Source organism: Pseudoalteromonas sp. P1-11, assembly GCF_001399995.1.
GTDB lineage: Bacteria > Pseudomonadota > Gammaproteobacteria > Enterobacterales > Alteromonadaceae > Pseudoalteromonas > Pseudoalteromonas atlantica.
This window is the reverse complement of sequence record NZ_LJSP01000009.1, coordinates 21651-47367: the sequence shown is the minus strand read 5'-3', so window position 1 is coordinate 47367 and position 25717 is coordinate 21651. Positions and strand designations below refer to the sequence as shown.

At 40.8% G+C, this 25717-nt stretch carries 22 protein-coding genes and 1 pseudogene; 16 read left to right on the top strand and 7 right to left on the bottom strand.

Going from position 1 to position 25717, the window contains the following annotated elements; genetic code table 11:
* Positions 1-392: 392 nt before the first annotated feature.
* From AN390_RS14670 to AN390_RS14660, 3 genes are all read right to left on the bottom strand, one after another.
* Complete coding sequence (locus AN390_RS14670) at positions 393-1262, bottom strand: class I SAM-dependent methyltransferase (RefSeq protein ID WP_055255219.1); 870 nt, start codon at positions 1260-1262, stop codon at positions 393-395.
* A 67-nt stretch (positions 1263-1329) separates the two neighbouring features.
* Positions 1330-3951 carry a TonB-dependent receptor domain-containing protein gene (locus AN390_RS14665; protein WP_029774024.1) on the bottom strand — a complete coding sequence of 874 codons (2622 nt, stop codon included), beginning with the start codon at positions 3949-3951 and terminating at the stop codon, positions 1330-1332.
* Between the two features lie 245 nt (positions 3952-4196).
* Positions 4197-6539, bottom strand: coding sequence for a DNA polymerase II (locus tag AN390_RS14660; protein WP_055255218.1), 2343 nt, complete (start codon positions 6537-6539; stop codon positions 4197-4199).
* 232 nt (positions 6540-6771) lie between these two features.
* On the opposite strand from AN390_RS14660, the gene dinG reads away from it, so the two are divergent.
* From dinG to rsmS, 6 genes are read left to right on the top strand one after another with little or no spacing between them, the layout of a single operon-like run.
* Complete coding sequence (gene dinG / locus AN390_RS14655) at positions 6772-8847, top strand: ATP-dependent DNA helicase DinG (protein WP_055255217.1); 2076 nt, start codon at positions 6772-6774, stop codon at positions 8845-8847.
* Positions 8847-9623 (top strand): TSUP family transporter, encoded by a 777-nt coding sequence (locus AN390_RS14650; RefSeq protein WP_024033710.1) that lies wholly within the window; start codon positions 8847-8849, stop codon positions 9621-9623. Before dinG ends, AN390_RS14650 begins: the two co-directional genes overlap by 1 nt.
* Positions 9624-10232, top strand: coding sequence for a primosomal replication protein (locus AN390_RS14645; RefSeq protein ID WP_024033711.1), 609 nt, complete (start codon positions 9624-9626; stop codon positions 10230-10232). It abuts the gene before it with no gap.
* On the top strand, positions 10232-11128 hold the full coding sequence (locus AN390_RS14640; RefSeq protein ID WP_055255216.1) for a histone deacetylase: 897 nt from the start codon (positions 10232-10234) through the stop codon (positions 11126-11128). Before AN390_RS14645 ends, AN390_RS14640 begins: the two co-directional genes overlap by 1 nt.
* A gap of 49 nt (positions 11129-11177) precedes the next feature.
* Positions 11178-11459 carry a late competence development ComFB family protein gene (locus AN390_RS14635; protein WP_004585951.1) on the top strand — a complete coding sequence of 94 codons (282 nt, stop codon included), beginning with the start codon at positions 11178-11180 and terminating at the stop codon, positions 11457-11459.
* Positions 11443-11595: a pleiotropic regulatory protein RsmS gene (gene rsmS, locus AN390_RS19690; protein WP_024033713.1), complete on the top strand. Its 153-nt coding sequence runs from the start codon at positions 11443-11445 to the stop codon at positions 11593-11595. Before AN390_RS14635 ends, rsmS begins: the two co-directional genes overlap by 17 nt.
* Before the next feature lie 2 nt (positions 11596-11597).
* On the opposite strand, the pseudogene AN390_RS14630 reads toward rsmS, so the two are convergent.
* Positions 11598-12121 (bottom strand): annotated as a pseudogene (locus AN390_RS14630) (sel1 repeat family protein).
* A 105-nt stretch (positions 12122-12226) separates the two neighbouring features.
* Here AN390_RS14630 and AN390_RS14625 point away from each other — a divergent pair.
* Positions 12227-13111, top strand: a complete 885-nt coding sequence (locus AN390_RS14625) for a DMT family transporter (protein WP_055255215.1) — start codon at positions 12227-12229, stop codon at positions 13109-13111.
* A gap of 29 nt (positions 13112-13140) precedes the next feature.
* On the opposite strand, the gene AN390_RS14620 is transcribed toward AN390_RS14625, so the two are convergent.
* Positions 13141-14139 (bottom strand): cupin domain-containing protein, encoded by a 999-nt coding sequence (locus AN390_RS14620; RefSeq protein WP_055255214.1) that lies wholly within the window; start codon positions 14137-14139, stop codon positions 13141-13143.
* An 18-nt stretch (positions 14140-14157) separates the two neighbouring features.
* Entirely contained in the window at positions 14158-14898 is a 741-nt protein-coding gene (locus AN390_RS14615; RefSeq protein WP_054982250.1) for an SDR family NAD(P)-dependent oxidoreductase, read from the bottom strand.
* A gap of 129 nt (positions 14899-15027) precedes the next feature.
* Here AN390_RS14615 and hisD point away from each other — a divergent pair, with 129 nt between their 5' ends.
* Genes hisD through AN390_RS14590 form a run of 5 tightly spaced genes read left to right on the top strand, consistent with a single transcriptional unit; the run spans position 15028 to position 19811 of the window.
* A complete protein-coding gene (gene hisD, locus AN390_RS14610) occupies positions 15028-16302 on the top strand; it encodes a histidinol dehydrogenase (protein WP_024033719.1) in 1275 nt (424 codons plus the stop codon).
* Positions 16303-17310, top strand: a complete 1008-nt coding sequence (locus AN390_RS14605) for a LacI family DNA-binding transcriptional regulator (RefSeq protein ID WP_029772146.1) — start codon at positions 16303-16305, stop codon at positions 17308-17310.
* A 14-nt stretch (positions 17311-17324) separates the two neighbouring features.
* The gene (locus AN390_RS14600) at positions 17325-18026 is read left to right on the top strand and encodes an alpha/beta fold hydrolase (protein ID WP_055255213.1); all 702 of its coding nucleotides are present in this window, start codon (positions 17325-17327) and stop codon (positions 18024-18026) included.
* On the top strand, positions 18023-18802 hold the full coding sequence (locus AN390_RS14595; RefSeq protein ID WP_055255212.1) for an HpcH/HpaI aldolase/citrate lyase family protein: 780 nt from the start codon (positions 18023-18025) through the stop codon (positions 18800-18802). The genes AN390_RS14600 and AN390_RS14595 overlap by 4 nt, the downstream gene beginning before the upstream one ends.
* The gene (locus AN390_RS14590; RefSeq protein WP_055255211.1) at positions 18789-19811 is read left to right on the top strand and encodes an ester cyclase; all 1023 of its coding nucleotides are present in this window, start codon (positions 18789-18791) and stop codon (positions 19809-19811) included. The genes AN390_RS14595 and AN390_RS14590 overlap by 14 nt, the downstream gene beginning before the upstream one ends.
* Before the next feature lie 55 nt (positions 19812-19866).
* Here the strand turns inward: AN390_RS14590 and AN390_RS14585 are convergent, their stop codons facing one another.
* A complete protein-coding gene (locus tag AN390_RS14585; protein ID WP_055255210.1) occupies positions 19867-20880 on the bottom strand; it encodes an ester cyclase in 1014 nt (337 codons plus the stop codon).
* A 238-nt stretch (positions 20881-21118) separates the two neighbouring features.
* Here AN390_RS14585 and AN390_RS14580 point away from each other — a divergent pair, with 238 nt between their 5' ends.
* Genes AN390_RS14580 through AN390_RS14565 form a run of 4 tightly spaced genes read left to right on the top strand, consistent with a single transcriptional unit; the run spans position 21119 to position 25669 of the window.
* On the top strand, positions 21119-22729 hold the full coding sequence (locus tag AN390_RS14580; protein WP_055255209.1) for a sodium:solute symporter family transporter: 1611 nt from the start codon (positions 21119-21121) through the stop codon (positions 22727-22729).
* A 10-nt stretch (positions 22730-22739) separates the two neighbouring features.
* The gene (locus AN390_RS14575; RefSeq protein WP_055255208.1) at positions 22740-23705 is read left to right on the top strand and encodes an ester cyclase; all 966 of its coding nucleotides are present in this window, start codon (positions 22740-22742) and stop codon (positions 23703-23705) included.
* A 9-nt stretch (positions 23706-23714) separates the two neighbouring features.
* A complete protein-coding gene (locus AN390_RS14570) occupies positions 23715-24818 on the top strand; it encodes an ester cyclase (protein WP_055255207.1) in 1104 nt (367 codons plus the stop codon).
* Positions 24815-25669, top strand: a complete 855-nt coding sequence (locus AN390_RS14565) for a nuclear transport factor 2 family protein (RefSeq protein WP_055255206.1) — start codon at positions 24815-24817, stop codon at positions 25667-25669. The genes AN390_RS14570 and AN390_RS14565 overlap by 4 nt, the downstream gene beginning before the upstream one ends.
* The last annotated feature ends 48 nt before the right edge of the window (positions 25670-25717 follow it).

Sequence of the window (25717 nt, the reverse complement as noted above, 5' to 3'; positions counted from 1 at the left end):
AAGAAGTGAAAGTACCGCTTCTTTTGTGAATGTTAGTATCAATATATAAACATAGTCAACATATTAAAAACCAATAATTCACATCAATTTAAATATAATTAATATTAGTTTATTTCGATAAAGGGGACAAAAAATAAAGTATGAATATACCAATAACCGGAACAATGCATTTTTGAAAATAAAACGTAAAATACTTCTACTTATTTACATTTTTAAAGGTGTTAACAAGGTAATTTAAAATTTATAAATGACAAGGTGACCAAGAACAATGTTTAACAAGTCGCCAAAAAGTAAAGGAATCGGGAGCTGCAGCTCGTATAGCCATTGGAATACCATCAAAGCTGCTAGATTATTAATGTGCAGAACAGAACAAATTTTAGTAATGGGGCTAGCTATTTGCGTCCTTTGTAAAGCGTTCCGATATATTCATTATTAGAGTCAACTAAAGCCTCTTTAAATGTTTTATCCCCTAACAATAACAACTGGCTAATATCCTTAGAGTTTAACGCCGCTTCCTTTAAGTCACTTAACCTAAAGATCAGCCCTTCGAGCTCTTGAGTAAATAATTGATAAGCGCGTTCTAAATCAATTTTTCTATTATTCAAAATAAACTGAAAAAAGTCGGGATACCGTGTTCCATTAACTGCGTGAGGGTGTACTTGCCTTTCAAGCTGGATAAGGTTATTTATTGTTTTTATCAAGCTATTAACCTGAGCATTATCATCTTTTTTCAGCTCATCAATTAGCTGCTTTAAAGGAGTTAACAAGTCACTACGTACACGTACAGCAGACTCCAATATAAGCACATTTGGTTTAACTATATCTGAATCTATTTCGTGGCAAACAATTTGATATAACCCACCCGGTTTTAATACCCTAAATAATTCAGGAATGCTCTTCGAAAGCTCACTGTATTCAATTGCAAATTGAGCCACTATCGCATCAAATTCATTATTTTCAAAAGGTAAGGACTCTGCACTTACATCTGATAAAATACTAGAGTCGGGCACGCCTGTAACGCTCTTTGCCACTGTTGCTTTATCAATACCAATAAAGCTCAGCTGATCTTTACTACTATCGTGTATAAGCTGTATCAGTGCACCATTGCCTGTTCCTATGTCTAGTATTTTACACTGTGGACTAAGCTCAGTAGCAAAACTTGTCCAGCTCTGCTTGAGCTTGCCTGTATAGTTTTTCTTAATATCCTGCCCAAATGAAGTTAAATACCCTTGAGACCAATACTCACTCCAATAATTTTCCATAAAAAATCCCCATAAAAAAAGGGCTGAATAAATTCAGCCCTATATATCAACCTGTTTCTAATTAATATTAGAAGCTAATTGAGTAGTTTACACGGTAATCACGACCAAAGTTGTTGTAAAGGTCTTGGTTATCCCATGTACCAGCTGAAGAAAGAACTGGGTCTTCGTCAGTTAAGTTACTTACAGTAAATGTTACAGCGCCGTAAGGACCTGCATTGTAGCTGTAAGTTAAGTTATGGATTAACCAGCTATCTAAATCACCTGATTGCTCGTAGAAACCATCGCCATCTTCATCAACTTCAGTTTCAGACGTGCTTGCTGTGTAAGTAGAGTTCCAAGATACTGTATGATCATCAAGTGACCAAGAAATTGTTGCTACTGACTTAAGATCAGGTTGGCCAGACCAACCAGCAGTGTCTTGTACAACACCACCTACTTCAGAATCGTATGAAAGTGTTACACTATTAACATTGTTAAAGCGGAAGTCACCAAAATCAGTCTCTACGTTTGCATTAATAGTGAAATCAAAACCTTCAATTTCAAAACCAGCACCGTTAAAGTAAGAAGTACCTGCTTCGATTAGTGTACCTGAAGCAGAGCGCTTAAGGTAGAAAGTTTCATCAGACGTATCTGTATCAACACCTACTGCAGTGATTAGGCCAGCAGCCTCATCAGATAATAAGCCCTGTAGAGATTTAGACTGAATAACGTTATCAATAGAAAGTTGGAAGTAATCTAACTTAAAGCTTAAGTTATCGTTTACATCCCATGCCACACCTAAGTTGATGTAATCTGAAGTCTCAGCTTCAAGTTCTGAGTTCTGAGTATAGTATGTGTTGTACTGACGTGATGTAGTAGAACCGTTATTATAATCGATTGCAGATTCAGCAGAGAATGTACGTGCTGCATTAAGTAAATCTAGACCTGGCGCGCGGAACGACTCAGAGTATGAACCACGAATCACTACGTTATCAGCAACCTGCCAGCGAGCAGATACTGCTGGAGCAACGTTGTCACCAAAGTCAGAGTAATCATCGTAACGAGCTTTTAAGTTCACTTCTACTGTATCAGAAACTGGTAGTACTGATTCGAAGAAAACAGCTGTCACATCACGGTCACCCATTGAAGAGTTACCAGCAGAGCCACCGATTAAGCCAGCTTCAGATTGACCATCGTAAATATCTTCGTAAGTTTGTTCAAAATATTCAACACCTACATAGTGAGCAACAGCACCACCTGGTAGTTCAAATAAGTCAAAACCTAAACCAGCAAAGTATTGGTCAAAAGTAGAGCCTGAGTTTTGTAACGTAGTCGACTTCATGTTGGCAATGCCTTCATCAGAGCCTAAATCGATATCGTTAGCTTCGTTGTATGCTAAACCACTGTAAGAAAGGTAGTACTCACCTACAGATTTGTTATCTGCTTTATTGTGGTGGTAGTAAACTTCCCAAGAAGCGTTGTTCCAATCTAAGTCACCACGTAAACCAGCTGTTAAATCTTGGTTATAATCATCTACGTTACCATCACGTGTACCAATACCTACCCAACGGAATAAACCATATGCACCGTCTTCACCGTATGGGTTATGCGGGTTATCAGCTGCCATGTTTTCCCATGCTGCAGCCGGTGGAGCGTAACGACCAAATGAAGAGTTTTGTACAAACATTGTTTGAGCAAAGAACTCTATGTCGTCTGTTAGCTCGTAGTTAGCACTAACATATAATGTGTTACGGTCAATTGATGCTGTGTTGTAAGATACATTAGCGAATGCATACATACAGTACTCAGAACCTGGGCCCCAATCTTCGTTTGCATCAACGCGGCGGAAAGTATCTTCACCGTATTCAGAGATTAAATCATCACATAAAAGTGAAGCTGACGCTGTAGCAAAATCTGGAGAAAGTACAGTAGCGCCAAAGTATGACCAACCTACAGTATCTGCAGTGTAAGCTTCAATGTCGCCATCACCGTCTAAATCACCAAGCTGAGCTTTAGTGTAGTCACGGTCAGCATCTGAAATACCTTTACGAGATTGGTGATCGAAAGAGAATGTAATGTTACCTTTATCGTTTGAAACACCACCAACTACAGAAAATTCAGTTGAAGTAGTGCCTTCATCTTGGTCACGGTGACCCGCGCCAATGTTGAAAGTTAAACCTTCAAAGTTCTCTTTCATAATTACGTTAACAACACCTGCCATTGCATCAGAACCATAAATAGAAGATGCACCTTCAGTCATGATATCGATACGTTCAACAGCAGCCATTGGAATAGCATTAAGGTTAGCAGAAGCACCACCTAATGTTGGTGAACCTGGGAAACGGCGGCCATTTAAAAGTACTAAAGTACGACGTGAGCCAGCACCACGTAAATTGATAGTTGCTTGAGATTGTGCTGAGCTACCAGAACGCTCTGAGAACGAACCGAATGAGTTTAATGAACTAGAACGTAGTGCATCTGCAACTGTGTAGTCACCTTCTAGCTTGATATCAGCAGAAGTAATAGATACTACCGGAGAAGCACCCTCTAAATCTGTACGTTTGATACGTGAACCAGTTACTTGGATGCGTTCTACTTTCTCTGCAGACTCTTCTTCTGCAGCAAATGAACTTGACGAAAATGCAGCTGTTGATACTGCACCAAATGCAATCGCTAAGCGAACTGCCTTTGAAACTTTATTATTTAACATTTGATTCTCCCTGGGTCACCACTTGTTAGAAGCGACTATTATTTAATTATTTTTTGTTGTCACAGTTTGTTAACAGCGACTAAACCAAATACTAAACAAAAAATATCTAAAAGCCAACTACTGTTAACCAAATATTAATTAAAAAAGGGTTTTTTATTGTTTTTTAGCTTAGATGAGGAATAACTGTACAAAAATAAAGCTAAAGCGTAGATTATGTAATCAAAAATTGCATTAATAGGTACAAGCTAGAATAGTTCGAACTGTTTTAGCTCGAAACTGTTTACGTTAACGTTAACAAATTGCGTAACCATTTCTAATAAAGGTACAATTTGTTTGTCTATATACAATGGGTAGTCGTAGCTATGCAGCCCTTGATACAGCTCAACACCGTGGGTTGTGTAAACAAATGTAACAAATTCACCTCTTTTTAGCGTAAATTCACTATTTTGTTTCTGAAACTTTTTTACTGCTTGCACATGTGGAGGGATATTTTTTTGATAGTCGGTTAAGTTTTGACCTAAACGTTTTTTAAAAACCAGCAAATGATCAAATTCGCCGCGTAAAAGTTTACTAATGTAATCGTGTACAAGGTCATTTATTTGCTCTGGTTGATCAAAAAGGAGGGTAAATAAATCAAATTGAAACTGTTGAGCCAGTCTAGTCCAGTCACTTCTTACGGTTTCTAAGCCTTTAAAAACCAATTTTGATTCATCCGGCTTTATTAACTGCCCCACATAGCGTTTTTTAGACCCCACGCTTTTACCTCTTATGGTGGGTAAAAAGAATGGGCTGTAAAGCGATTCAAACTCTATTTCTAAATGGCTAGTTAAATTATGTTTAGCGTGTATGTTTTGCTGCCACAATGTGTTTATGTGTTTAGCTAACTGTTTACCTATTTTATTACAGGCCTCAACACTTAAATCATCCGTTAGTTTTACAAAGGTCGAATCTGTATCTCCGTAAATAACACTATAACCTTGCTCTTCAATCCACTTTTTAGTTTGCAGCATTATCTCATGACCACGCAAAGTAATAGAGCTTGAGAGTCGAGGGTCATAAAAACGACAGCCTTGTGAGCCTAATACACCATATAAACTGTTCATTATTATTTTAATCGCTTGGGATAGCATTAAATCGTGATTATCTTTTGCCCGCTGGCGCTGTAGCGCTAGGCTTTTTATAAGCGCTGGTAAATGGTGCTGCTCTCTTGAAAACAATGCGTTATTAAAACCTTCAATACTGTTTTCAGGGTTTTCAATCCCTTCTATTAGTCCAAGCGGGTCTATATAAAAGGTTTGCATAATACTGGGGTACAGGCTTTTAAAATCAAGCACGATGACATTTTTATACAGCCCCGGTACCGACTCCATAACATAACCACCTGGGCTTTCAAACGTCAGCCCATGGTCGCCCATATTAGGTGCTACATAACCGCTGCGATGTAATAAAGGCAAATACATGTTTACAAAAGCCGCCACTGAGCCGCCGCGCTTTTCTAGCTCAAGGCCTGTTAATTGTGTGCGAATAACAGCAAAATCGAGAAGTTTTAGCTTATCGAAGATTTTATTAACGAGTATGCAGTCTTGCCGATTGTAGTTAGCGAGCGCGAGTTTATCTTCATTAAATTGACGAATAATTTCTTGTAAGCTGTTACTAGATTCAATTAATTTAGACTCGCCTAAAATTTCTTTAGCTACATTAGCAAGTGAAAAAGTTTCAAAACTATAAGTGGCATTTTTTAGAGTATCAATGCCATCAATTACACAGCGCCCGGGAATAGAAACCCGTGTAAAATGGCCTTTTCGAACATATAAAGGAAGGTTTCCTCTTCCTAGTAATAGTTTTACCCCAAGTGCCACAGAGCGCTCATAAATAACTGCAAAATCAAACTCAATAACATTCCACCCAATAATAATATCTGGGTCGCACTGCTTAATAAGTGTTACAAGTTGCTGTAATAGTGCAACCTCGTCTGCGCACCATATAATAGTATAACCAATCACTGGGTCGTGATGCTCAGGCTCTCCAATCATGATTACGCAATCTAAACCACAGCCTACCAAGCCAATAGAAAACAACACCCCACTTTCATTGCACTCTATATCAAGTGACAACTTAGAAAGCACAGGCGTATAGTCAGCGTTGGTTTTTAATTTAGCATCTAAAATTTCAGTGTAATGTGCATGATCCACTCGTTTACCCGTGATCCACGCCCCGCCTTTAATAAAGCGCTCCATTAAATAACGCTCAATGGGCCTTATATCATCTTCATAGAGTGTAATACCGCGACTTTTTAACGCTTTGCTCGCGCTATAAAAGTGTTTGAGTGAGTAAAAGTAACAGCCACACATATCTTGCTGCTGAAAATTTTTAAGTGAAAGAGGTTTAATTAAAAAGTTTAGTGATTCGGCAGATAAAATAGCTTGAGCTGCTTTTGTATCTGAGTTTTTTATAAAAAATAGTGCGGTTTCATTCTCAGAAATTGTCTTTATTGGTCCATTATCGGTAGCAAACCAAATTTCATATTGTAAACCCTGAGCGCTATCGTGCGCTTGTGCAGAAAGTACAAAACCAGATGTTAAATACACTATCAATAAACCTTACTTATATTTTGTTTTTCTACTTTAGGGCCATGAACGTTAAGGATTGAAAATTGTTCAACCTCAAAATATAAACAGGCCATAATAGGGAGTAATTTATAAACTTAAAAAATTGCCGCATTAATTTACTAAATTAATTTCATCCTTGCTTGTAGTTACACGGTTATAACTCTAAAATCCATACACTGTAATTATATACATATTTTAGGTTTATCTCCCCATGCTTTCTGACCAACTAAAAAAAACAATTAGGCAAGTACACCAGCATGTGGCTAGTAACCTTACTGATTACCGCCCCCGCAGTAGCCAAAACTACCTTGTTGCCGAAATAGCAAAAACACTGGCTGGCGAATACCATAAAAAGCAGCGAATATGTGTTATTGAGGCTGGCACAGGAACTGGTAAATCGCTTGCTTATTGTTTAGGCGCGTTACCGCTTGCCCTTGCTCAAAAAAAGAAGCTGGTTATTTCTACTGCAACCGTGGCCCTGCAAGAGCAATTAATAGCAAAAGAGCTGCCTTTTTTTAAAAAACACTCTGGGCTCGACTTTAAGTTTGACCTAGTAAAAGGTAGGCAACGCTATATATGTGCCCATAAATTACATAACGCTGTTAATGGCGATAGCCAAACGCAAATGGAGTTTATGCCCACACTTACCTCGCCGCTAAGTGATATGGAAACGAAATGCTTAAAAGGCCTTTACGATGCCTATGTAAATAAAAAATGGCAAGGCGACAGAGATAGTTGGGCCGACACCATACCCGATAGAGTGTGGAACTTAATCGCATGCGATAAACACGCTTGCCAACGCCAAATGAAAGCCCATCAAACCTGCCCGTTTCAGCTTGCTCGTAATCAGCTTATGCAAATGGATGTGCTTGTTATTAACCATTCACTGCTACTGGCAGATTTGGATTTAGGGGGCGGTAAAATTTTACCCGAGCCCGATAACACCATTTATGTAATAGATGAAGCGCACCACCTTGCGCATATTACCCGCGACTTTTCATCGGCAGCGGCCACTATTAAAGGCACCATTGATTGGCTCGATAAGCTCACTAAATTTAGTGGCAAAATGTCTAAGGTATTAGTGGGTCAAAAAGCCATTGGGCAAAATTTCAAATTGTGCGATAGCATTAACGATGCTAATAAAGACTTAAAAGTGGTGCGTGATATTCTCGATAACTCCGACTTTGAATACTCAAAAGACGACACATACCGTTTTGAGCATGGCGAAATACCAAAATCATTGCACAACAAAGCTAAAGATATAAGTGACGCCACACTAGATGCACTGCGTTGTTTAAATAAAATGCACGATACCCTCACTCAAGATGTAAGCGATGGCGATATAAAACCCTACGTTGCCGACCCTGTTTTGGCCGAAAGCGGGCACTATATAAACCGCTTAGAGCAATTAAATAAGCTGTGGTATAGCTATGCCAATAAAGGCGAAGGCACACCTCACGCAAGGTGGATCAAACGTTTAGAATATAAAAACCATCACGATCACCTATTAAGTGATTGCCCTATCGAAGTTGGCTACTACTTAAAAGACAAACTATGGAATGAATGCGCAGGGGCGGTACTATGCTCGGCAACTTTAAGTGCTCTTGGTTCGTTTAGCCACTTTGCCTATGAAAGCGGCTTAGCAAAAGAAGAAGGCGTTAAGTTTATTAAAGTGCCCTCTCCGTTTGATTACCCTAAACAAGCAACCTTGCGTATCCCGGTAAGTAAAATTGAGCCAACCGACAAAGCATTTAGTGACCATATAGCGCAAACTTTGCCTGAGTACTTAAATACAAAAAAAGCTAATTTGGTATTGTTTGCCTCGTACTGGCAAATGGACCATGTGGCTAAGTTTCTTAGAACAAAAGGTTTTAACTTATTAGTACAAGGCGAAATGTCGCGCGAGGCATTATTAAAAAAACACACCCAAAATATTGATAGCGGTAAAGGTAGTATTTTATTTGGTACGCAAAGCCTCTCAGAAGGGCTTGATTTACCAGGTAAATATTTAGAAAACTTAATAATTACAAAAATACCGTTTGCAGTACCTACATCACCAATAGAAGAAGCCCAAGCCGAATTTGTACAAAGTAAAGGCGGTAATCCATTTTTGTCTATAACGGTGCCCGATGCAGCAAAGAAATTGGTACAAAGCTGTGGTAGACTGCTGCGAAAAGAGAGCGATGAAGGCCGTATAACCATTCTCGATAGACGCTTAGTTACCAAGCGCTACGGCAAAGCCATGCTCGACACCTTACCACCTTTTAAAAGACAAATAGATTATTAATGTTTGAACTTGCTTTAGATCCCACAACACTGGCAGTTTTATGTGCCGCGGCCCTTGCTGCTGGCTTTATTGATGCAATTGCCGGCGGCGGTGGCTTATTAACAGTCCCTGCACTACTCACCGCTGGCTTGCCACCGCATGTAACGCTTGGCACCAACAAGCTTGCGGCAAGCTTTGGCTCATTAACGGCCAGCTACACGTATTATAAAAAAAATCTATTTAGTCCTAAATTTTGGGCAAATTCCATTTTTGCTACAGCCATAGGCGCTGTGATTGGTACGTTAATAGTCGATCACTTAAGTATTGAATTTTTAAATAAGCTTTTGCCTATCATTATTATTATGGTGGCCTGTTATAGCTTGTTTGGTAGTTTAAGCACCACACAGGGCGATGATTTACCAAAAGTAACACCAATACTTAAACTAAAGCAGTGGTTACAGGGCTTAGCGTTAGGTTTTTTTGATGGCGTAGCAGGCCCAGGCGCCGGTACTTTTTGGACCGCATCTAATAGTTTATTTTATAAAATGAGCTTACTGCTTAACTGTGGTTTAGCCCGCTCAATGAACTTTGTATCTAATTTTATATCGCTTATTACCTTTGTGGCACTTGGACATGTAAACTTTTTATTAGGCCTTATCATGGGCTTTTTTATTATGTTAGGTGCTTGGATTGGTGCTCACTCAGCCATTCGCTTTGGCGGTAAGTTTATTCGCCCTGTTTTTAACACTATGGTTATACTGCTAGCATTAAAACTGATTTACGAGGCTTATTTGTAAATGCAAACCCACGCGTTAGATAAATTACGCCAACAAGTTGCTACGCTTAAACAACAAGCTGAGCAATTTGATAGCGCAAAGTTGTTTTCTAAAAACCGCTATATGCAGGCGCAGCCTAGTTTATTTGACCGCGGCGTATTTAGTACTAAAAGCATGAACTTAACTGACTACGTAACAGAAATTGAAGACGAAATTACCAGCTTACCACCCAGTGATCATCGCCATGCTTATGCTTATGCACTCGAGCGCATAGGTAATCAAGTACAAGCTGTATTTAGTGTTATTAAATCGACCCCCATCTGGGCAAAAGAAAACAAAAGCCAGTACAAACCTAGACCCAAAAATACGGTTTATAAGCAAGCCGTAAAAAAAATAATGCAATCGTCGCACGAGCTATACGACGAGCTTAAACAAAACCATGAGTTTGAACGACGCTTAGTGTTAATGATTGAAGAGCGTAAACTACAAATGGAAAAAGCCAGCCCAGCGCAAGCACAAAAACTTAATATGGAAATTTTAACCACGCATGCGCGTTTAGGCCGCTGCCGTAAAGCTATTTCGGCCACCGAAGATAAAATTCAACAAGTCGAAAAACAACAATTACGCTAATGCAGCTTTTTTACCACCCGCTTTACAGTGCTTTAACGCTTCCTGAGCGCCACCGTTTTCCTATTCAAAAATACCAAATGCTAAAAGCAGAAATAGAACGCTTAGGCTTTGGGGCTACACAGTTTAATACACCAACCAAAGCTACGCCCGAGCAGCTTGCACTGTGCCATAGCCAAGACTACATAAATGATTTTTTAAACGCCACGCTCAGTAATAAAGCAATTAAAAAAATGGGTTTCCCGTATTCACGCGAATTAGTAGAGCGTACGCTACTTTCGGTTGGGGCAAGTATTCAAGGCAGCGAATACGCACTAAAACATGGTTTTTGCGCTAATTTAAGTGGTGGCTATCATCATGCATATAGCGATTACGGCAGTGGCTTTTGTATTTTTAACGACTTGGCTGTGGCTGGCGCGCATTTAATCAATACAAACCAAGCCGATACCGTATTAATATTTGATTGTGATGTACACCAAGGCGATGGCACGGCACAAATTACGCAACATAATAACGCTATAGTTACTTGCTCTATTCACTGCGAGCAAAATTTTCCGCGCTTAAAGCAACACTCCGATTACGACTTCGCCCTACCTGCCAACACATCAGATACCGAGTACTTAATAACGTTAAAACAAGCCCTCGAATTTTGCGTGCGTATTCATAACCCCGACATTATTTTATATAACGCAGGGGCTGATATTTACGAAAAAGACGAGCTAGGGTTATTTAACGTATCGCTTGAAGGGGTTTATGCGCGCGATCATTTTATTGTTAACTACTGCAAAGCCCATAACATCCCTCTTATGTGCGCTTTAGGTGGCGGTTATCAGCGTAATTTAAATGCGTTAATTAATGTTCATAAACAACTATTTAAAGCTGCTATCGATTTATTTTAGTGCTTAGTATACACTCAAATAAACGGACTCTATAAAAGGCGCTAGCACGATGCGACTGCACGACGACATACATAACTTTTACGAAAAAATTGTAGTTGAAGAAATCATTAAACGTAAACTAGATAAAGTTTACAGTGAAGATGTAATGGCCGATTTTTGTTGCACGGTACTTAATCAATTGCCGCCACGTTATATTAGATACGATGTAGATATGGCCTTTTATTTACCACAAAGTGAACGTATTCACATGGAAGAGCGCGTACAAACCGCTATTGATGTTGCTATTAGCCAAATTTCAAAAAAGAAAGATTTAGATGACCAGCCCACTTGATAACGCCCCTACACATGTAAAACTGGCAGTGGATTTAATTATGCTTTTGGAGCAGCACGAGGTTGCTCCAGAGGATGTATTAAAAGCGCTCGAAATTGTAAAAAGTGACTTTGAACAAAAACAAGCCACCGCTTAGCATTACTCTTTTGTTTGCACTTCGTATTTAGTCACAGTGCCATCGTGTTTGTTACAATCAATTTTAATCTCGCCAAACGTGCGTCTTGGGGTTGTTGAGCGACGGCACGTCATTTTTTTGCTTTACTACCATATTGGCTTATGTACAACGCAACGGTTTCGTCTATTTTAAGCTGTTGCGCCGAAGTGGCTGCGTTATAAAAGGTATTATATTGCGCCTGCCAACTTTCAACGCCAGCCTCTTTTGCAACGCCTAGCCACCCCATACCCATGTTAGTGGATTGTGTTAAGTACTGCCCTTTTAAAAACATAAACGACAATGTGTATTGCGCGCTTTTATAGCCAAGTGCTGCAGGGTCTTTTAGATACATAAAGGCCTGTTTATAATCACCTTTTTTATACGCTTTTATGCCATTGTACTCATGTTTTTTCATGGTTATGTCATCGTATAAATTAATAGGCGTAGACCCACAACCACTTAATAAACCCACTCCCATTATTGCTGTGATCAGTAAATATCGGCTCATGACTATTCCTTTTTTATTATTTTTATATGCGAGTACCGAATCTGGCTTACAGTTAATGCAAAGCCTGTTACTCTGTAAATTAATTTGTATAATTAAAATACTATCATGAGCTTAGCAAGTTTACTTCGGTTATTTTTTCTGGCTGCAATTTGGGGCGCGTCATTTTTATTTATGCGAATGGCAGCAAACAGCTTAGGCCCAGCGGTGTTGATAGAGTTTAGAGTTGGCTTTGCCGCACTCACCCTCTTTATTGTGGCGCTGTACTTAAAACGCCGCTTGGCGTTTACTGCGCACACAAAGCACTTTTTTATAATTGGCGCACTTAACTCCGCCCTCCCCTTTTTACTGTTTGCTTATGCCGCGCAAACGATTAGCGCCTCTACTTTATCTATTTTAAATTCTACAACGCCCATATGGGGCGCGGTGGTGGGCATTATTTGGAGCAAAACCAAACCGACTAAAAGCATGGTGTTCGGTTTGCTGTTGGGTTTAATAGGCGTGGCCATTTTAGTTGGGCAAAATCATTTTGTATTAAATAGTCAGTCACTTATTGCTATTGCAGCAGCGCTAAGCGCCTCCCTGTGTTATGCCATTGCATCCCATTATACAAAAAATGCCCCTAAGCTTGCCCCATTCGATAACGCACACGGCTCTATGTGGGCAGCCAGTTTTATAGTACTGCCCCTTATACTTTTTATGCCAATGCGCGAAGTACCTAGTACCAACGTTATGCTTGGCGTATTAGCACTTGGCGTGGTATGTACCGCACTTGCTTATATTTTATTTTTTAAACTTATTGACGATATAGGCCCAACCTCAGCTTTAACGGTCACGTTTTTAATTCCGCTATTTGGCATTTTTTGGGGGCATTTAATTTTAGATGAGCAAATAGGGCCAAATACGTTACTCGGCGCATTATTTGTTATTGTGGGTACTATGTTGGTTACTGGTTTTTTACCACGAAAAAAGCACTTAGCTAAAACAAGCTAAGTGCCTTAAATTTTATATAGCATTATAGTTTAAATAAATTGTGGGTCTTTTGGCGCGTCGTGGCGGCGCGTTATATAAAGCACACAGTCGGTTTGGCTATTATTGCTATAGGCTCTTACGTGCTCAATAGGCACTGAAAAAGTATCACCTTGGTAAAGCGTTAATACTTCATCATCTAAGTCTATTGTTACGCTTCCTTGATGAACAAATATAACCTCTTCTTCAAAGCGAATATGAGGCGCAACCTGTGCATCAGGTTGTAACTTTAACGCAGAAATATTAAAGCCATGAGGCCAATTTAGCTGTGTTTGAATACATGTTTTGGCGTTTAAATTACCGACTAATGGCGCTTCATATACGCCATCAAACTGGCTAAGGTACGAGCGTTTATTCCAGTTAAAGTTGCTGGCTTTAACCACTGTTTGTGCCAGCTCTTCATCGGTTATTACTCTGTGCTGCGCTATTTGCTCTTGGCTGGTGACTGCCATTGGCTTTACACCATCGGGAATGGTTTCATTTAACGTGGTATCTACTAAGCTGCCATTTTCTAGCAAAATTAGTCCGTATTCTTTTGCCATGTCGAATACTTGCGGAGCCCAAAGTACTCTACCGGGGTTATCACTTCCAAGTACCGCATATAAATAGCCTACGCCGTCGCCAACATTTTCAAACCCTCTAAATATATCCATCGGGATCGAAATAATATCGCCTTCATTTAAAATTACCTTGGCATCTTTACCGTCAACACCAGTGTAAAAAGCCCACGTACCACTGTGTACTACAAAAATTTCTTCAGTTAAATGGCTATGCTGCGAATTTAAACACCCTGCAGGTTGGCGCGCACCACCAATATTAAACCCATGAGGAATAGAAATATGTACATGTTGATTTGGGTTTTCGGCAACGCCTGGGCCAATAATTGTAAAGTTTTCTTTTTGATCGCTCCCCGGCGAGCGTGTATCAATAAAGGCATTTTTACACGCAATTAAATCATCGTATCGTACTAACCTATCTGAAAATACACTCATTACTCTCTCCTAAATTGGTTACTGTGCGGTCCAACCGCCATCAATTTTAATACTTGTTCCGGTGATCATTGCTGAAAGGCCGCTTAGTAAAAACACACAAGCATTGGCAATATCATCGGTTTGGGCAATTTTTTTCAGTGGGATCATGTCGTAAACAAACTGCTTAAACGTCGCATCTTCTAGCATGGGTTTGGTCATTGGGGTTTCTACAAAGGTGGGGGCTACGGTGTTCACACGCACATTTTTATCGGCAAGTTCAACCGCCATTGCTTTGCTCAACCCCTCTACCGCATGTTTGCTCATGCAATACAAAGTACGTTTAGGTGAACCAACAAACCCCATTTGCGACGACATATTAACCACCGCCCCAGCGCCAGAATTTATTAGCGCTGGCAGTGCCGCTTGGCTAATTTTGTAAACGCTGCGAATATTCATCGCAATTACGTCATCAATATTTTCATCTGTTTGCTCAAGCATTGGCGCAACCCGATTTATACCAGCGTTATTTAACAGCCCATCAAGTGTTTTTAGCGCCTTTAAACGCTCAAAAAAAGCATCGCTATTTATATCTAGCGGCCAAATTTCTATTTGCTCAGGCGCGTATTGCTGCAGTGTTTGTAAATCACTGAGGGTACGTGCTACTGCAATAACCTGGGCCCCTGCATCTACGCATTTTTCTACGCATGCTTTACCAATACCTTTGCCTGCACCTGTCACTAAAATGGTTTTACCCACTAAAAGCGTTTTATCAAATCCCATTTGTTCACCTAAATTCTATATTGCATTCGAAGTCATTATTAATTAGAGTGCATTTAGATGCAAGACATTATTTAACCAATACGTCTCATCAAATGTGTATATAACAACGACTCACTAAGGACACTAGCAATGATAAAGCATTTAAAAAAGGGTCAACCAATTGACTCAAAACAAAAACAAAATCAATCAGTAAGAGATATTGTAGAGAATATTTTAGCGCATGTTGAAACCGAAGGTGACGCAGCCATTCGTGAGTACTCTGAAAAGTTCGACAACTGGACTCCGGAGTCTTTCAAACTTTCAGAAGACGAAATTAAAGCCTGCTATACACAACTTGATGAGCAATTAATTAACGATATTAAGTGGGCGCAAAGCCAAGTACGTAATTTTGCACAAATACAACGTGACTCAATGAAAGACGTAGAGGTAGAAACTCTTCCGGGCGTAACCCTTGGTCATAAACATATCGCTATGGATAGCGTAGGCTGTTATGTGCCAGGTGGTAAATACCCGCTATTAGCCTCTGCGCACATGAGCGTATTAACCGCTAAAGTAGCGGGTGTTAAACGCGTTATAGCCATGGCTCCGCCGTTTAATGGCAAGCCATCACCTGAAATTGTAGTCGCGATGGATATGGCCGGTGCTGATGAAATTTATTGTTTAGGCGGCGTGCAAGCGGTAGCTGCAATGGCAATTGGTACACAAACTATTGCGCCGGTAGATATGATAGTTGGCCCAGGTAACGCGTTTGTCGCCGAAGCAAAGCGTCAGCTATTTGGCCGTGTTGGTATTGATTTATTTGCAGGGCCTACCGAAACCCTCGTTATTGCCGATGACAGTGTAGATGGCGAGTTATGTGCGGCAGATTTACTCGGCCAAGCAGAGCACGGCCCGACTTCACCGGCTATTTTACTCACCAACTCAGAGCAACTAGCTAAAGATACAATCGCTGAGGTGCAAAGGCAGCTTACTATTTTACCTACCGCCGATATTGCAGGCGTAGCATGGGAAGATCACGGTGAAGTAATTGTATGTGACACCTACGAAGAAATGCTGCAAGTTGCCAACGACTTAGCGTTTGAACACGTGCAAGTGATGACCAGCAATACCGATTACTTTAAAGAGAACATGCAAAACTTTGGCGCTTTATTTTTAGGTCCGCAAACTAATGTTTCGTATGGTGATAAATGCATTGGTACAAATCATACACTACCCACAGGTAAAGCTGCGCGCTATACTGGCGGACTATGGGTAGGAAAATTCATAAAAACATGTACTTTTCAGCAAGTAACAGAGCAAGCCTCGGTGGTTGTTGGTGAGTATTGTTCACGATTATGTGCTGCAGAAGGGTTCGCAGGCCACAAAGAACAAGCAGACATTCGTGTAAGACGATATAGGAAGTAAATCTTGAAGCAAAAAAGAGTCACCTCATACGATGTTGCCCGTGTAGCGGGCGTATCGCAATCGGCGGTATCACGTGTTTTTAGACCCGGTTTTAGTGTGTCTAAAAAAACCCGTGAAAAAGTAATCGCAACGGCCAATGAAATGGGCTATCGCCCGAATGCTATTGCCCGTATGTTGATCACCAAACAATCGGGTATGGTTGCGGTTATATTGTCATCGCAAGCAAACCTGAATTACCCAGAGGTGCTTTCTGAGCTAAACAGAGAGCTGGCACTGCACAATAAACGTGTGCTGCTCTTTACACTTGATAACGCAGAAGAGCTAGATGAATTACTCGAAAACATATGGACCTTTCAGGTTGATGGTGTAATTGCCCTAGCTGCTCACTTTGATAGTAAAAGCTTAAACTTATTTGCTAAACACAGTACGCCTATTGTGCTTTATAACCGCCATGTGCCTGAGTCGAATGCAAACACCGTTTGCTGTAATCACGACAAAGGCATTAAACAGTTAATTGATTTATTACACGAAGCTAACCATAAATCGTATTTAATTATCTCCGGCCCTACCGACTCAGATGTTGCAAACGAGCGCAGAGAAATAGCCGAAAATTATTTACAAACCCTAGGCGTTAAAGACACGCCGGTTATTTATGGTGATTATGGGTATAAATCGGCACGCGACGCACTTAAAAAATGGTTAAAAAAACACCCCAAGCCCGATGCCATAATATGCAGTAATGATGCTATGGCAATTGGCGTAATTGATGAACTAAAAGAAAACTTTTGCATTAAAGTGCCCGACGACATGTCGGTTGTAGGATTTGATGGTATTAATGCCTCCTCATGGTACAACTATCAAATAACCACAGTACAACAGCCAATGAAACAGCTTACTAAAGCCGCTGTTGATATTTTAATGGAGCGCATTGAAAACCCTCAAGCGGCTGCAGAAGTTCGGGTATTTACTGGTTCATTAATTGAAGGGAACTCTATTAAAAAACGTTAAATTAAGGAATTTTTGTGGCCAAAAATCCTGTTTATATTTTACCTGGTACACTGTGTAATGACCGCATGTTTGCAGCGCAAATTAACGCACTGCAAAATGCAGGTTATACACCGTGTGTAATACCCTTCACCGAGCAATCTAGCATTTTGCAAATGGTAGAACTTTGCAAAAAAATTGCACAAGAGCCGGGCCCATTTATAGGTTTTTCCATGGGCGGAATTGTTGCGCTTGCCCTGTTAAAATCAAACCCTGAGCTTGTTACCTCCTTGTGTTTAATGTCGAGCAATTATTTAGCCGATAAACCTGAGCGCCCTGCAATTAGGCTCAAACAAATTGAACACGCCAAAAGCAGCAGTTTAGAAGCCCTGCTTAAACGTGACTTTTTGCCGCACTACTTTTACCAACCAAATAAAGCCCATGAAGAGACCGTACTTAGCATGGCAGACGATCTTGGTATTAACGCCTTTAGCGCCCAGCTGAGTGCACTTGCCACCCGCGAAGATACGTTAAGCGTAATAAAGCAAAGTACAAAAAAACTACTCATTATTGGGGGCGAGCATGACCCGTTATGCCCGGCAAGTGTTCAGCAAAGTATGCATGAAGCAGCGCCTAATAGTGACCTTGTACTGCTTGGTCATTGCGCTCACTTTGCCCCGCTTGAGCGAAGTAATACGGTAAACGCAATTTTATTAGACTGGTTGGAGTCTTTATCATGAATTTAAAGCAAAAGTTAAATGCAAAACAGCTACTGCTAGGTACTTTTATTAAAAGCACGCATTATCATAATACAGAAGTATTGGCTCACACTAACCTTGATGTTCTGTGCCTTGATGCAGAGCATGCGCCCTTTGATAGAGGCGATTTAGATAGCTGCATAATGGCAGCACGTACTAAAAATATGCCCACGCTTATACGTGTTAGTAATACAGACCACGCCACTTTATTAAGTAGCTTAGATATAGGCGCAGATGGCCTTGTGCTGCCGCATATAAAAACCCCCGAACAAGCAAAAGCAATTATTAAAAACTGCTTTTATGGTAATAACGGCCGAGGCTATGCCGGTTCAAGCCGCTTTGCTGGTTACACAACCCATGCCCTAACCGATAACCTAGCAAGCAATAAGTCATCAACCTGTATTATTGCGCAAATAGAAGATACCGATGCACTGGATAATATCGAGCAACTGTGCCAAATAGATGAAATAGACTGCATTTTTATAGGCCGTATGGATTTAACTATTTCACTTGGCGAAACCAACCCAAGTGCCCCTACTGTACTTGAGGCAGTTACTAAAATAGCCAAGGCAGCGGCTAAATATAATAAATGCTGTGGCATGTTTGTAGGTAATTTGAGCGAGCTGAGCCATTGGCAATCATTAGGCGTGAGCTTTTATTTATTAGGCTCAGATCACAGCTTTTTATTAAGTGGCGCTAAGCAATTGCGAGAGCAATTTGAAACAGCAACAGGAGTCCAAAACAATGAACATTCATAATAAAAATAAAGCGTTAATACACGACTTTAGACAGGCCCTGTATAACTTTGATATAAACGCCTTGCATACACAAATTAATACCGTGTTTAGCGATGACGCACTCATTCAGCTGTGTTACCCGTTTGAAACTCTTACCAACCCTAATGCACTTATTGAGCAAGTTTATTTACCGCTTAGCGAGGCATTTGTAGGATTAGAGCGCCGCGATACAATCGTTATGGCAGGTAGCTCAATTAACGACTCAGACTGGGTAGGTTGTTGCGGTTATTATACCGGTTCGTTTGAAAAGCCATGGCTTGATATCCCCCCTACAGGGCACCAAGTTAGCATGCGTTTTCATGAATTTTACCGCATTAAAAATAACAAAGTGGTAGAAGTACAAGCTATTTGGGATATTCCAGAAGTAATGATGCAAGCTAAAGTATGGCCGCTTTCGGTGAGCTTAGGTAAAGAGTGGCATGTACCAGGCCCTGCAACGCAAGATGGATTAATCACAAACGAATACAATGAAGAGCACGCAGCACAAAGCTTAAAACTTGTGGGCGACATGTGTGAGCACCTTGGTTTTTATGCCAAAGGCGGTATAGAGGCCATGAAGCTTGAGCAATTTTGGCACCCGCACTGTAGCTGGTATGGGCCAAGTACCATAGGCACTGCACGAGGTATAAAAGGGTTTAGAAACTGGCATCAAATTCCGTTTTTAAATGCCCTGCCAAACCGAGTAGGTGATGCAAGTAAAGGCTATTTATTTGCCGATGAAAACTATGTTGGCTTTACCGCATGGCCGGGTATGAGCATGACTATTAGTAATGATGGTTGGTTAGGTATTGCGCCCGCAAATCAGCAAATAACCATGCGTAGTCTCGACTTTTGGCGCGCCGAGAATAACTTAATTCGCGAAAACTGGGTATTAATAGATATTCTTGATGTCTACCATCAAATTGGAGTAGATGTATTCGCACGCATGAAAGAGCTTACCAAAGCGCGCTATTTAAACTTTGCGCCCTAGGGCGTATAAACAAAAAAAGCTCTGTTAAACAGAGCTTTTTTATTACTTAAATAGACTATGCGCCAGGGTTCGCAATACTTTGCGTGCGCTTTAAAATATCTAGGCCTTGTTGTTTTAACCAATAAGGAATATCAATAATGACCCAGTTTTCTACCAGTTTATCGCCCTCGCGGTGATACACATCCACCACGCGCATATCTGCTGGGGTATTAGCACCCGGTAGGCCTAAAAAGCCCCCAATGGCCGTGTTAGTTAAATTAGGCCAGCCAAAAAAGCAGGCAAACTCATCTTCAGCAAAACGGCAAATATGGCCGTTAAATACTTTACCCGTTAACCCTTCTCTAAACGGATACATGTGCTGCTGCTGATAACGCTTAATTGTGTAAGTTGCGCCAATGCCTGCTGGGCCATACCACACCATGTTTTCATCCCAGGTTTTACCAAGCACTTCGGGCGGGCACGTATCAACGCCACTTTTATTAAGCGCGGTTAGGTTATCAATCATTTGATTTACCAGCGCCATTGTTTTTTCGCTTTGCTCATCGCTACTTTTACCCAAACGAATACCATCGTGCGTACGCGGCCCAGGGTACGTAAAATATTGCCCAGTAGAGAGCGGCAGCGGGTTTAAACCTACTTGCATCATAAGGCCAATAATATCGACAAAAAAACCGGTCTGAATTATTTTTCCGTCTTTAACGCAGTTAAATTCGGCATAGCGCAAAGTGGCAAGCTTATGGGTTGGCGCAATACCTAGCCAGTCTTTATCAAATAAGCCCATAAAATGGCCCATGCTCATCACCCACTGGCCACCGTCGGCTTCGCTTTGCCCTGCAATAAAAATATCCTCACGGCGCTGCAGCGCACTAAACGAGCTAAATAATGGCTGCCAAACTTGGGCAATTACATCATTCGCACACTCAAGCTCATTAAACGGATGCACCCCTTTAAAGCTGTATTCACTGGCCATAAACTCATTAAATACGGCTTGTAAATCATTGCCTTGTGCTTTTTCTAGTGCAGTATGAAATTGACGAACTAGTTGTTTATCTTTAAGTATATCTGCCATGATTATTCCTCATTGTTTGCGCAGTCAAATTAATGTCTTCAAACCGCCGTTAAACACACTTTAACAAAATGTATTGCATTTAAAGAGTAATTAAAAGCCTGTGAATAGTAAGTTATAAATTGCTTTAAAATAATACTAATGAGAATTGACTTCGAAGTCAAAGTGATTCATGATGATTCAAAATAAAAAATACAAATAGGCTCTCAAGCCCGTAAAACCTAATCTAACAGGATTAATTATGAATGATTTTGGATTGTTGAATTGGAGCATTCTCATCGGGTACATAATTGCCAACCTAATACTTGGGTTTGTAATTAGTAAAAAGATCAGTAGTGCTAACGACTTTTACATAGGTCGAAAAACAACACCTTGGTGGGCTATTGGTATATCGGTTGTTGCTACTTATGTAAGTGCGCTCACCTTTTTAGGTGCGCCAGCGTGGTCTTACAAAGAGGGACTCTCGGTTATTGCCATACACCTTAACTACCCATTGGTTATTGTGGCGGTGGTGTGTTTGTTTTTTCCGTTTTTTTACAACGCGGGTGTGGCCTCTATTTACGAATACCAAGAGCGCCGCTTTGGTAAAAAGGCCCGCTTACTTATCTCTACTATTTGGTTAATATCGCAAACTATGGGTTCAGCCGCAGTGCTGTATGCAACCTCCTTAGTGTTGGCCTTTATTATTGATATAAATGTTATAACTGCGATATTTTTAGTTACCATAATCGCCCTTATTTATACCATGCTAGGTGGCATAACCGCCGTTATATGGACCGATGTAATTCAGTCAGCCATCTTATTTATAGGGGCTGGTATTATTATGTATGCCCTTATTACCTCTATGGATGGTTCATTTAGCTCAACACTGAGCGAGCTAAAAAGCCAAGGTAAATTAGATCCACTTAATTTCTCGCTCGACTTTACCCAAGTAACTACCGTGTGGTCTGGCGTGCTGGCTATGTCGCTTTATCACATTACGGTGTATGGCACTAACCAAATGATGGTGCAACGCACCCTTGCCGCTAAAAATATTGGCGATGCTAAAAAATCCTACTTACTAATGGGCTTTATCGCGTTCTTTATTTACTTGTTTTTTATATTTATGGGCGTGCTGTTTTATAGCTACTACGGCGGGCGCACTTTTGAAAACGACAACTTAATTATTTTACAGTTTGCAGCTGATTATGGTTTACCGGGATTAATGGGCATTATTGCCGCGGCGGTAATGGCAGCATCTATGTCGAGCCTCGACTCAGCACTTAACTCACTTTCAACCATAAGTACTATCGATTTTTATAAAAAGTACTTTGCGCCTGAAAAAAACGACGCTCACTATTTAAATGTTACTCGCTTATTTACGCTAGGTTGGGCGGTGATCATTATTATTCCGGCCATTATGTATCACCTATACAGCGAAGGCTCAATTTTAGAAATACTCACTAAAGTAGGCTCGTACTTTGTAGGTGCTCAGCTTGGCATGTTTGCCCTTGGGTTTTTCTCTAAGCACACCACCGAAAAAGGCTTATTAATAGGCACCTTAGTGTCGTTTATTACCGTTGCTGTGTGCGCACTGTTTACCGACATTGCATGGCCATGGTACTGCGCCATAGGGGCAATAACCTGCCTTGTATTTAGCATTGCGTTAAGTATTGCATTTGATGGCTATCAAGAGGATTACAACGAATACACCATTAAAGGTCAGTTAAAAGCATTTAAAAATGAAAAACGTCCAGAAAAAGAAAACGGCTGGTACTTAATTCCGGGTAAGTTTGACTCAATCAATTACTGGTTACTTGGCTTTTTTGTACTGAGCTTTACCTCTCTCATGTTATTTGAATATTTTGTGTAAGGTGAAATAAATGAATATTTTAGAACAACTTTTCGAAAACTTCAGCGCTGCAGAATTGCCAAATCAAGCATTGCTCGCAGACTCCGTTCAATGGCAGGTAAGCCACCCTTTTGAGCCTATTAGCACAAAGCAAAATGTGATTAATGATTACTTTGGCGTACTTAAACATTCGTTACCTGACATAGAGCGCAAACCGTTTATCTCTATCCAGGGCGACTACAAAGGTGAGCAATGGGTGTGTGCAACAGGGTATTTTACCGGCACATTTACACAGCCTTTATTGGGTATTCCTGCCAGTGGCAAAAGTGTGTTTATTCGCTACAGCGAAATGGCGCAAATAGAAAACAACCAAGTGGTTAGTGTTTATACATTTTTAGATTTAATTGATGTAATGAACCAAGTAGGCGTAAACCCATTACGCCCAAGCTTAGGTTACCCAGGTTTAGTTGTGCCCCCCACCACACTTGATGGCGTACCAACAGGTGATAAAAACGAAACGCTTAGCAAAACTAACGAGCAACTTGTAGTTGATATGCTCACAGAGCTTGGCCGCTATGACGGTAAAGACTTATACAGCATTAATTTAGAAAAATACTGGCACCCAGACTTTATTTGGTATGGCCCAGCAGGCATTGGTACAACCCGCGGAATTAGCGGCTTTAGAGAGCACCATCAAGGGCCGTTTTTAAAAGGCTTTCCTGATCGCGGTATTAATAAAACACTGTGTTTAGTAAGTCACGATAACTTTGTTGCTACCGGCGGCTGGCCTCACATGTATGGCACCCACACTGGTGAAGACTGGTTAGGTTTACCGCCTTCTGGCAATAAGCTATTCCCACGTGTCATGGACTTTTGGCGCTGCGAAAACGGCATATTAAAAGAAAACTGGGTCGCTATTGATATCCCTCATTTATTAGATGGAATGGGCATTGATATTTTTGAGCAAATGCAACGCAAAATAGCCGCAGCTAATTAAGAGGTGAGCATGAACAAACACAATAATATGACCCAACCTTACTGGCTGCCGTTATCGAGCGTGTTAAACCCGCAAGGTGACAAACAACAGCCTTTAATCGGTTTTGATGACGAGTTTGTTGATATCGTTGATTACATTTTACGCATAACGCACCGTATTTGGGAGCAAAAAAACATTGGCTTATGCTATCGCTATTACGCCGATGTATGCCCTGTTTTTACCCTTGGCGCCTATGGCGAAAACATAGAAGATGTTATTCAAGGCACCCTTAAAACTATTGCCGCCTTCCCCGACAGAAGCCTAATTGGCGAAAACGTGGTGTTTTCAGAAGAAGCCAACGAGCACTATTACTCATCACATTTAATTAGCAGTGTAATGACCAACACAGGTAACTCTGAGTTTGGCCCAGCAACACATAAAACAGGCCGTGTTACAACCATTGCCGACTGCGTATGCTTTGAAAACAAAATAGTTAAAGAGTGGCTAGTGCGCGACAACGGCTTTTTAGTTAAGCAGCTTGGCTTAAACATTATTAATGTAGCCAAACACATGGCAAACATTCCGAGTAAAGAAAAACACACGCAGTGGCTAAATGATGAATTTAACCGTGTAATTGCCATAGATCACCGCGTAGCAAGTACGCCCATTGTAGAGGGTGAGCTTGCGGCATTTGCTCATACTTGGTTAGACACGCTATTTAATCAAAAACAGTTTGCTAAAGTACACGAATTTTACAGTTTAACGGCAACACAACAATGGCCTAGCGGCAGAATGGCCACCGGACTTGCACAAATTAATGGCGTATTTATACAATTTTTTGCAACCTGCCCCGACGCCAAATTAACGATTGATCATATAGCTATTACCCCATTTGACGAAACCACGACAGATGTAGCGATACGTTGGTCGCTAGCAGGCCACTTTAATCCGCAAAATAGCGAGCTAAGTGAGCTTAAACAGCAGCCTTACTTTATTTTAGGCGCATCGCATTTGCGTATTAAAAACAAAAAAATCATCGAAGAGATCACCGTTTTTGATGAAGTAGCACTTTATGCAAACTTATTTAAAGCACATGCATTAGTCAGCAAATCACAGTGGGAGGAAAATGCATGATCAACGCTATTATCGATTTATACACTAAAGCCGACATTGAAGGTCTAAGCAGCAAGTTGCTTCGCAGTAGCCGTTGGCAGCAGCACCACTTTACCGCCATGGGTGCTTTGCAGGCGCAGCCTTTGTGGCTTAGCTTTTTAGCTCAATATGGTGTGTCTGAGTGTGTATCGCACACTCATAGTGTAGGCGCAGAACGTGAAACCCTACAGCTGGTTTTACAGCCTAAAAAGCTTAAAAACCCAGTGCGTTTAACGTTTGTAATAAAACACAACGGGACTTTTATTAAGTCAGTAAAATGTGTGGTTGATACGTTGTCGTTAGCCAATAACGAGTATGTAAATACAACGGTAAATAACAGCTCGGTTATTCCTAAACTACCAAAAAGTGACCCGATTATTGTTAGCGATTTAGATAACCAGCTGCACCCTACTACTTTTCATGCAACCCCCAGCGCTATTTGCGAGCTGCCCTCTCACACTGCTCGTACTTTAGATAACTGGTGGCAAATTTGGCAAACTAATAACTTGGCTCATTTTGAAACCCTTTATACTCCAAGCGCTACGGCTGTACTTGCAGGTAACACACAGCCACAACCTATTAGCGCGCTGCTTGATTGCCACTTAGATTTTACGCAATCGCTAAGCAGACGCTATGCTCAGCTAGAAACCATTGAGTATGACAGTACGCAAAACCAAGCCACCCTATGCTGGACTCTCGATGGCAGCTTTAATGCTAAAAACGTACGTGTACGTCAGCAAATAATTAGCGTTATTAGCATCAGCGATAATCAAATAACCCACGAAGTAATGCAATTCGACACGCTGGCACTTAACCAGCAGTTTGCATTATAAGGTCACCTTTTCCACTTCCCTTCAAGCGCTCACTGAGCGCTTTTTTTA

Excerpts from the sequence above, each read along its gene's own strand:
- AN390_RS14670 (WP_055255219.1), bottom strand. The coding sequence starts at position 1,262 with ATGGAAAATTATTGGAGTGAGTATTGGTCTCAAGGGTATTTAACTTCA.
- AN390_RS14665 (WP_029774024.1), bottom strand. The coding sequence starts at position 3,951 with ATGTTAAATAATAAAGTTTCAAAGGCAGTTCGCTTAGCGATTGCATTT.
- dinG (WP_055255217.1), top strand. The coding sequence starts at position 6,772 with ATGCTTTCTGACCAACTAAAAAAAACAATTAGGCAAGTACACCAGCAT.
- AN390_RS14650 (WP_024033710.1), top strand. The coding sequence starts at position 8,847 with ATGTTTGAACTTGCTTTAGATCCCACAACACTGGCAGTTTTATGTGCC.
- AN390_RS14645 (WP_024033711.1), top strand. The coding sequence starts at position 9,624 with ATGCAAACCCACGCGTTAGATAAATTACGCCAACAAGTTGCTACGCTT.
- AN390_RS14640 (WP_055255216.1), top strand. The coding sequence starts at position 10,232 with ATGCAGCTTTTTTACCACCCGCTTTACAGTGCTTTAACGCTTCCTGAG.
- AN390_RS14635 (WP_004585951.1), top strand. The coding sequence starts at position 11,178 with ATGCGACTGCACGACGACATACATAACTTTTACGAAAAAATTGTAGTT.
- rsmS (WP_024033713.1), top strand. The coding sequence starts at position 11,443 with ATGACCAGCCCACTTGATAACGCCCCTACACATGTAAAACTGGCAGTG.
- AN390_RS14625 (WP_055255215.1), top strand. The coding sequence starts at position 12,227 with ATGAGCTTAGCAAGTTTACTTCGGTTATTTTTTCTGGCTGCAATTTGG.
- AN390_RS14620 (WP_055255214.1), bottom strand. The coding sequence starts at position 14,139 with ATGAGTGTATTTTCAGATAGGTTAGTACGATACGATGATTTAATTGCG.
- AN390_RS14615 (WP_054982250.1), bottom strand. The coding sequence starts at position 14,898 with ATGGGATTTGATAAAACGCTTTTAGTGGGTAAAACCATTTTAGTGACA.
- hisD (WP_024033719.1), top strand. The coding sequence starts at position 15,028 with ATGATAAAGCATTTAAAAAAGGGTCAACCAATTGACTCAAAACAAAAA.
- AN390_RS14595 (WP_055255212.1), top strand. The coding sequence starts at position 18,023 with ATGAATTTAAAGCAAAAGTTAAATGCAAAACAGCTACTGCTAGGTACT.
- AN390_RS14590 (WP_055255211.1), top strand. The coding sequence starts at position 18,789 with ATGAACATTCATAATAAAAATAAAGCGTTAATACACGACTTTAGACAG.
- AN390_RS14585 (WP_055255210.1), bottom strand. The coding sequence starts at position 20,880 with ATGGCAGATATACTTAAAGATAAACAACTAGTTCGTCAATTTCATACT.
- AN390_RS14580 (WP_055255209.1), top strand. The coding sequence starts at position 21,119 with ATGAATGATTTTGGATTGTTGAATTGGAGCATTCTCATCGGGTACATA.
- AN390_RS14575 (WP_055255208.1), top strand. The coding sequence starts at position 22,740 with ATGAATATTTTAGAACAACTTTTCGAAAACTTCAGCGCTGCAGAATTG.
- AN390_RS14570 (WP_055255207.1), top strand. The coding sequence starts at position 23,715 with ATGAACAAACACAATAATATGACCCAACCTTACTGGCTGCCGTTATCG.
- AN390_RS14565 (WP_055255206.1), top strand. The coding sequence starts at position 24,815 with ATGATCAACGCTATTATCGATTTATACACTAAAGCCGACATTGAAGGT.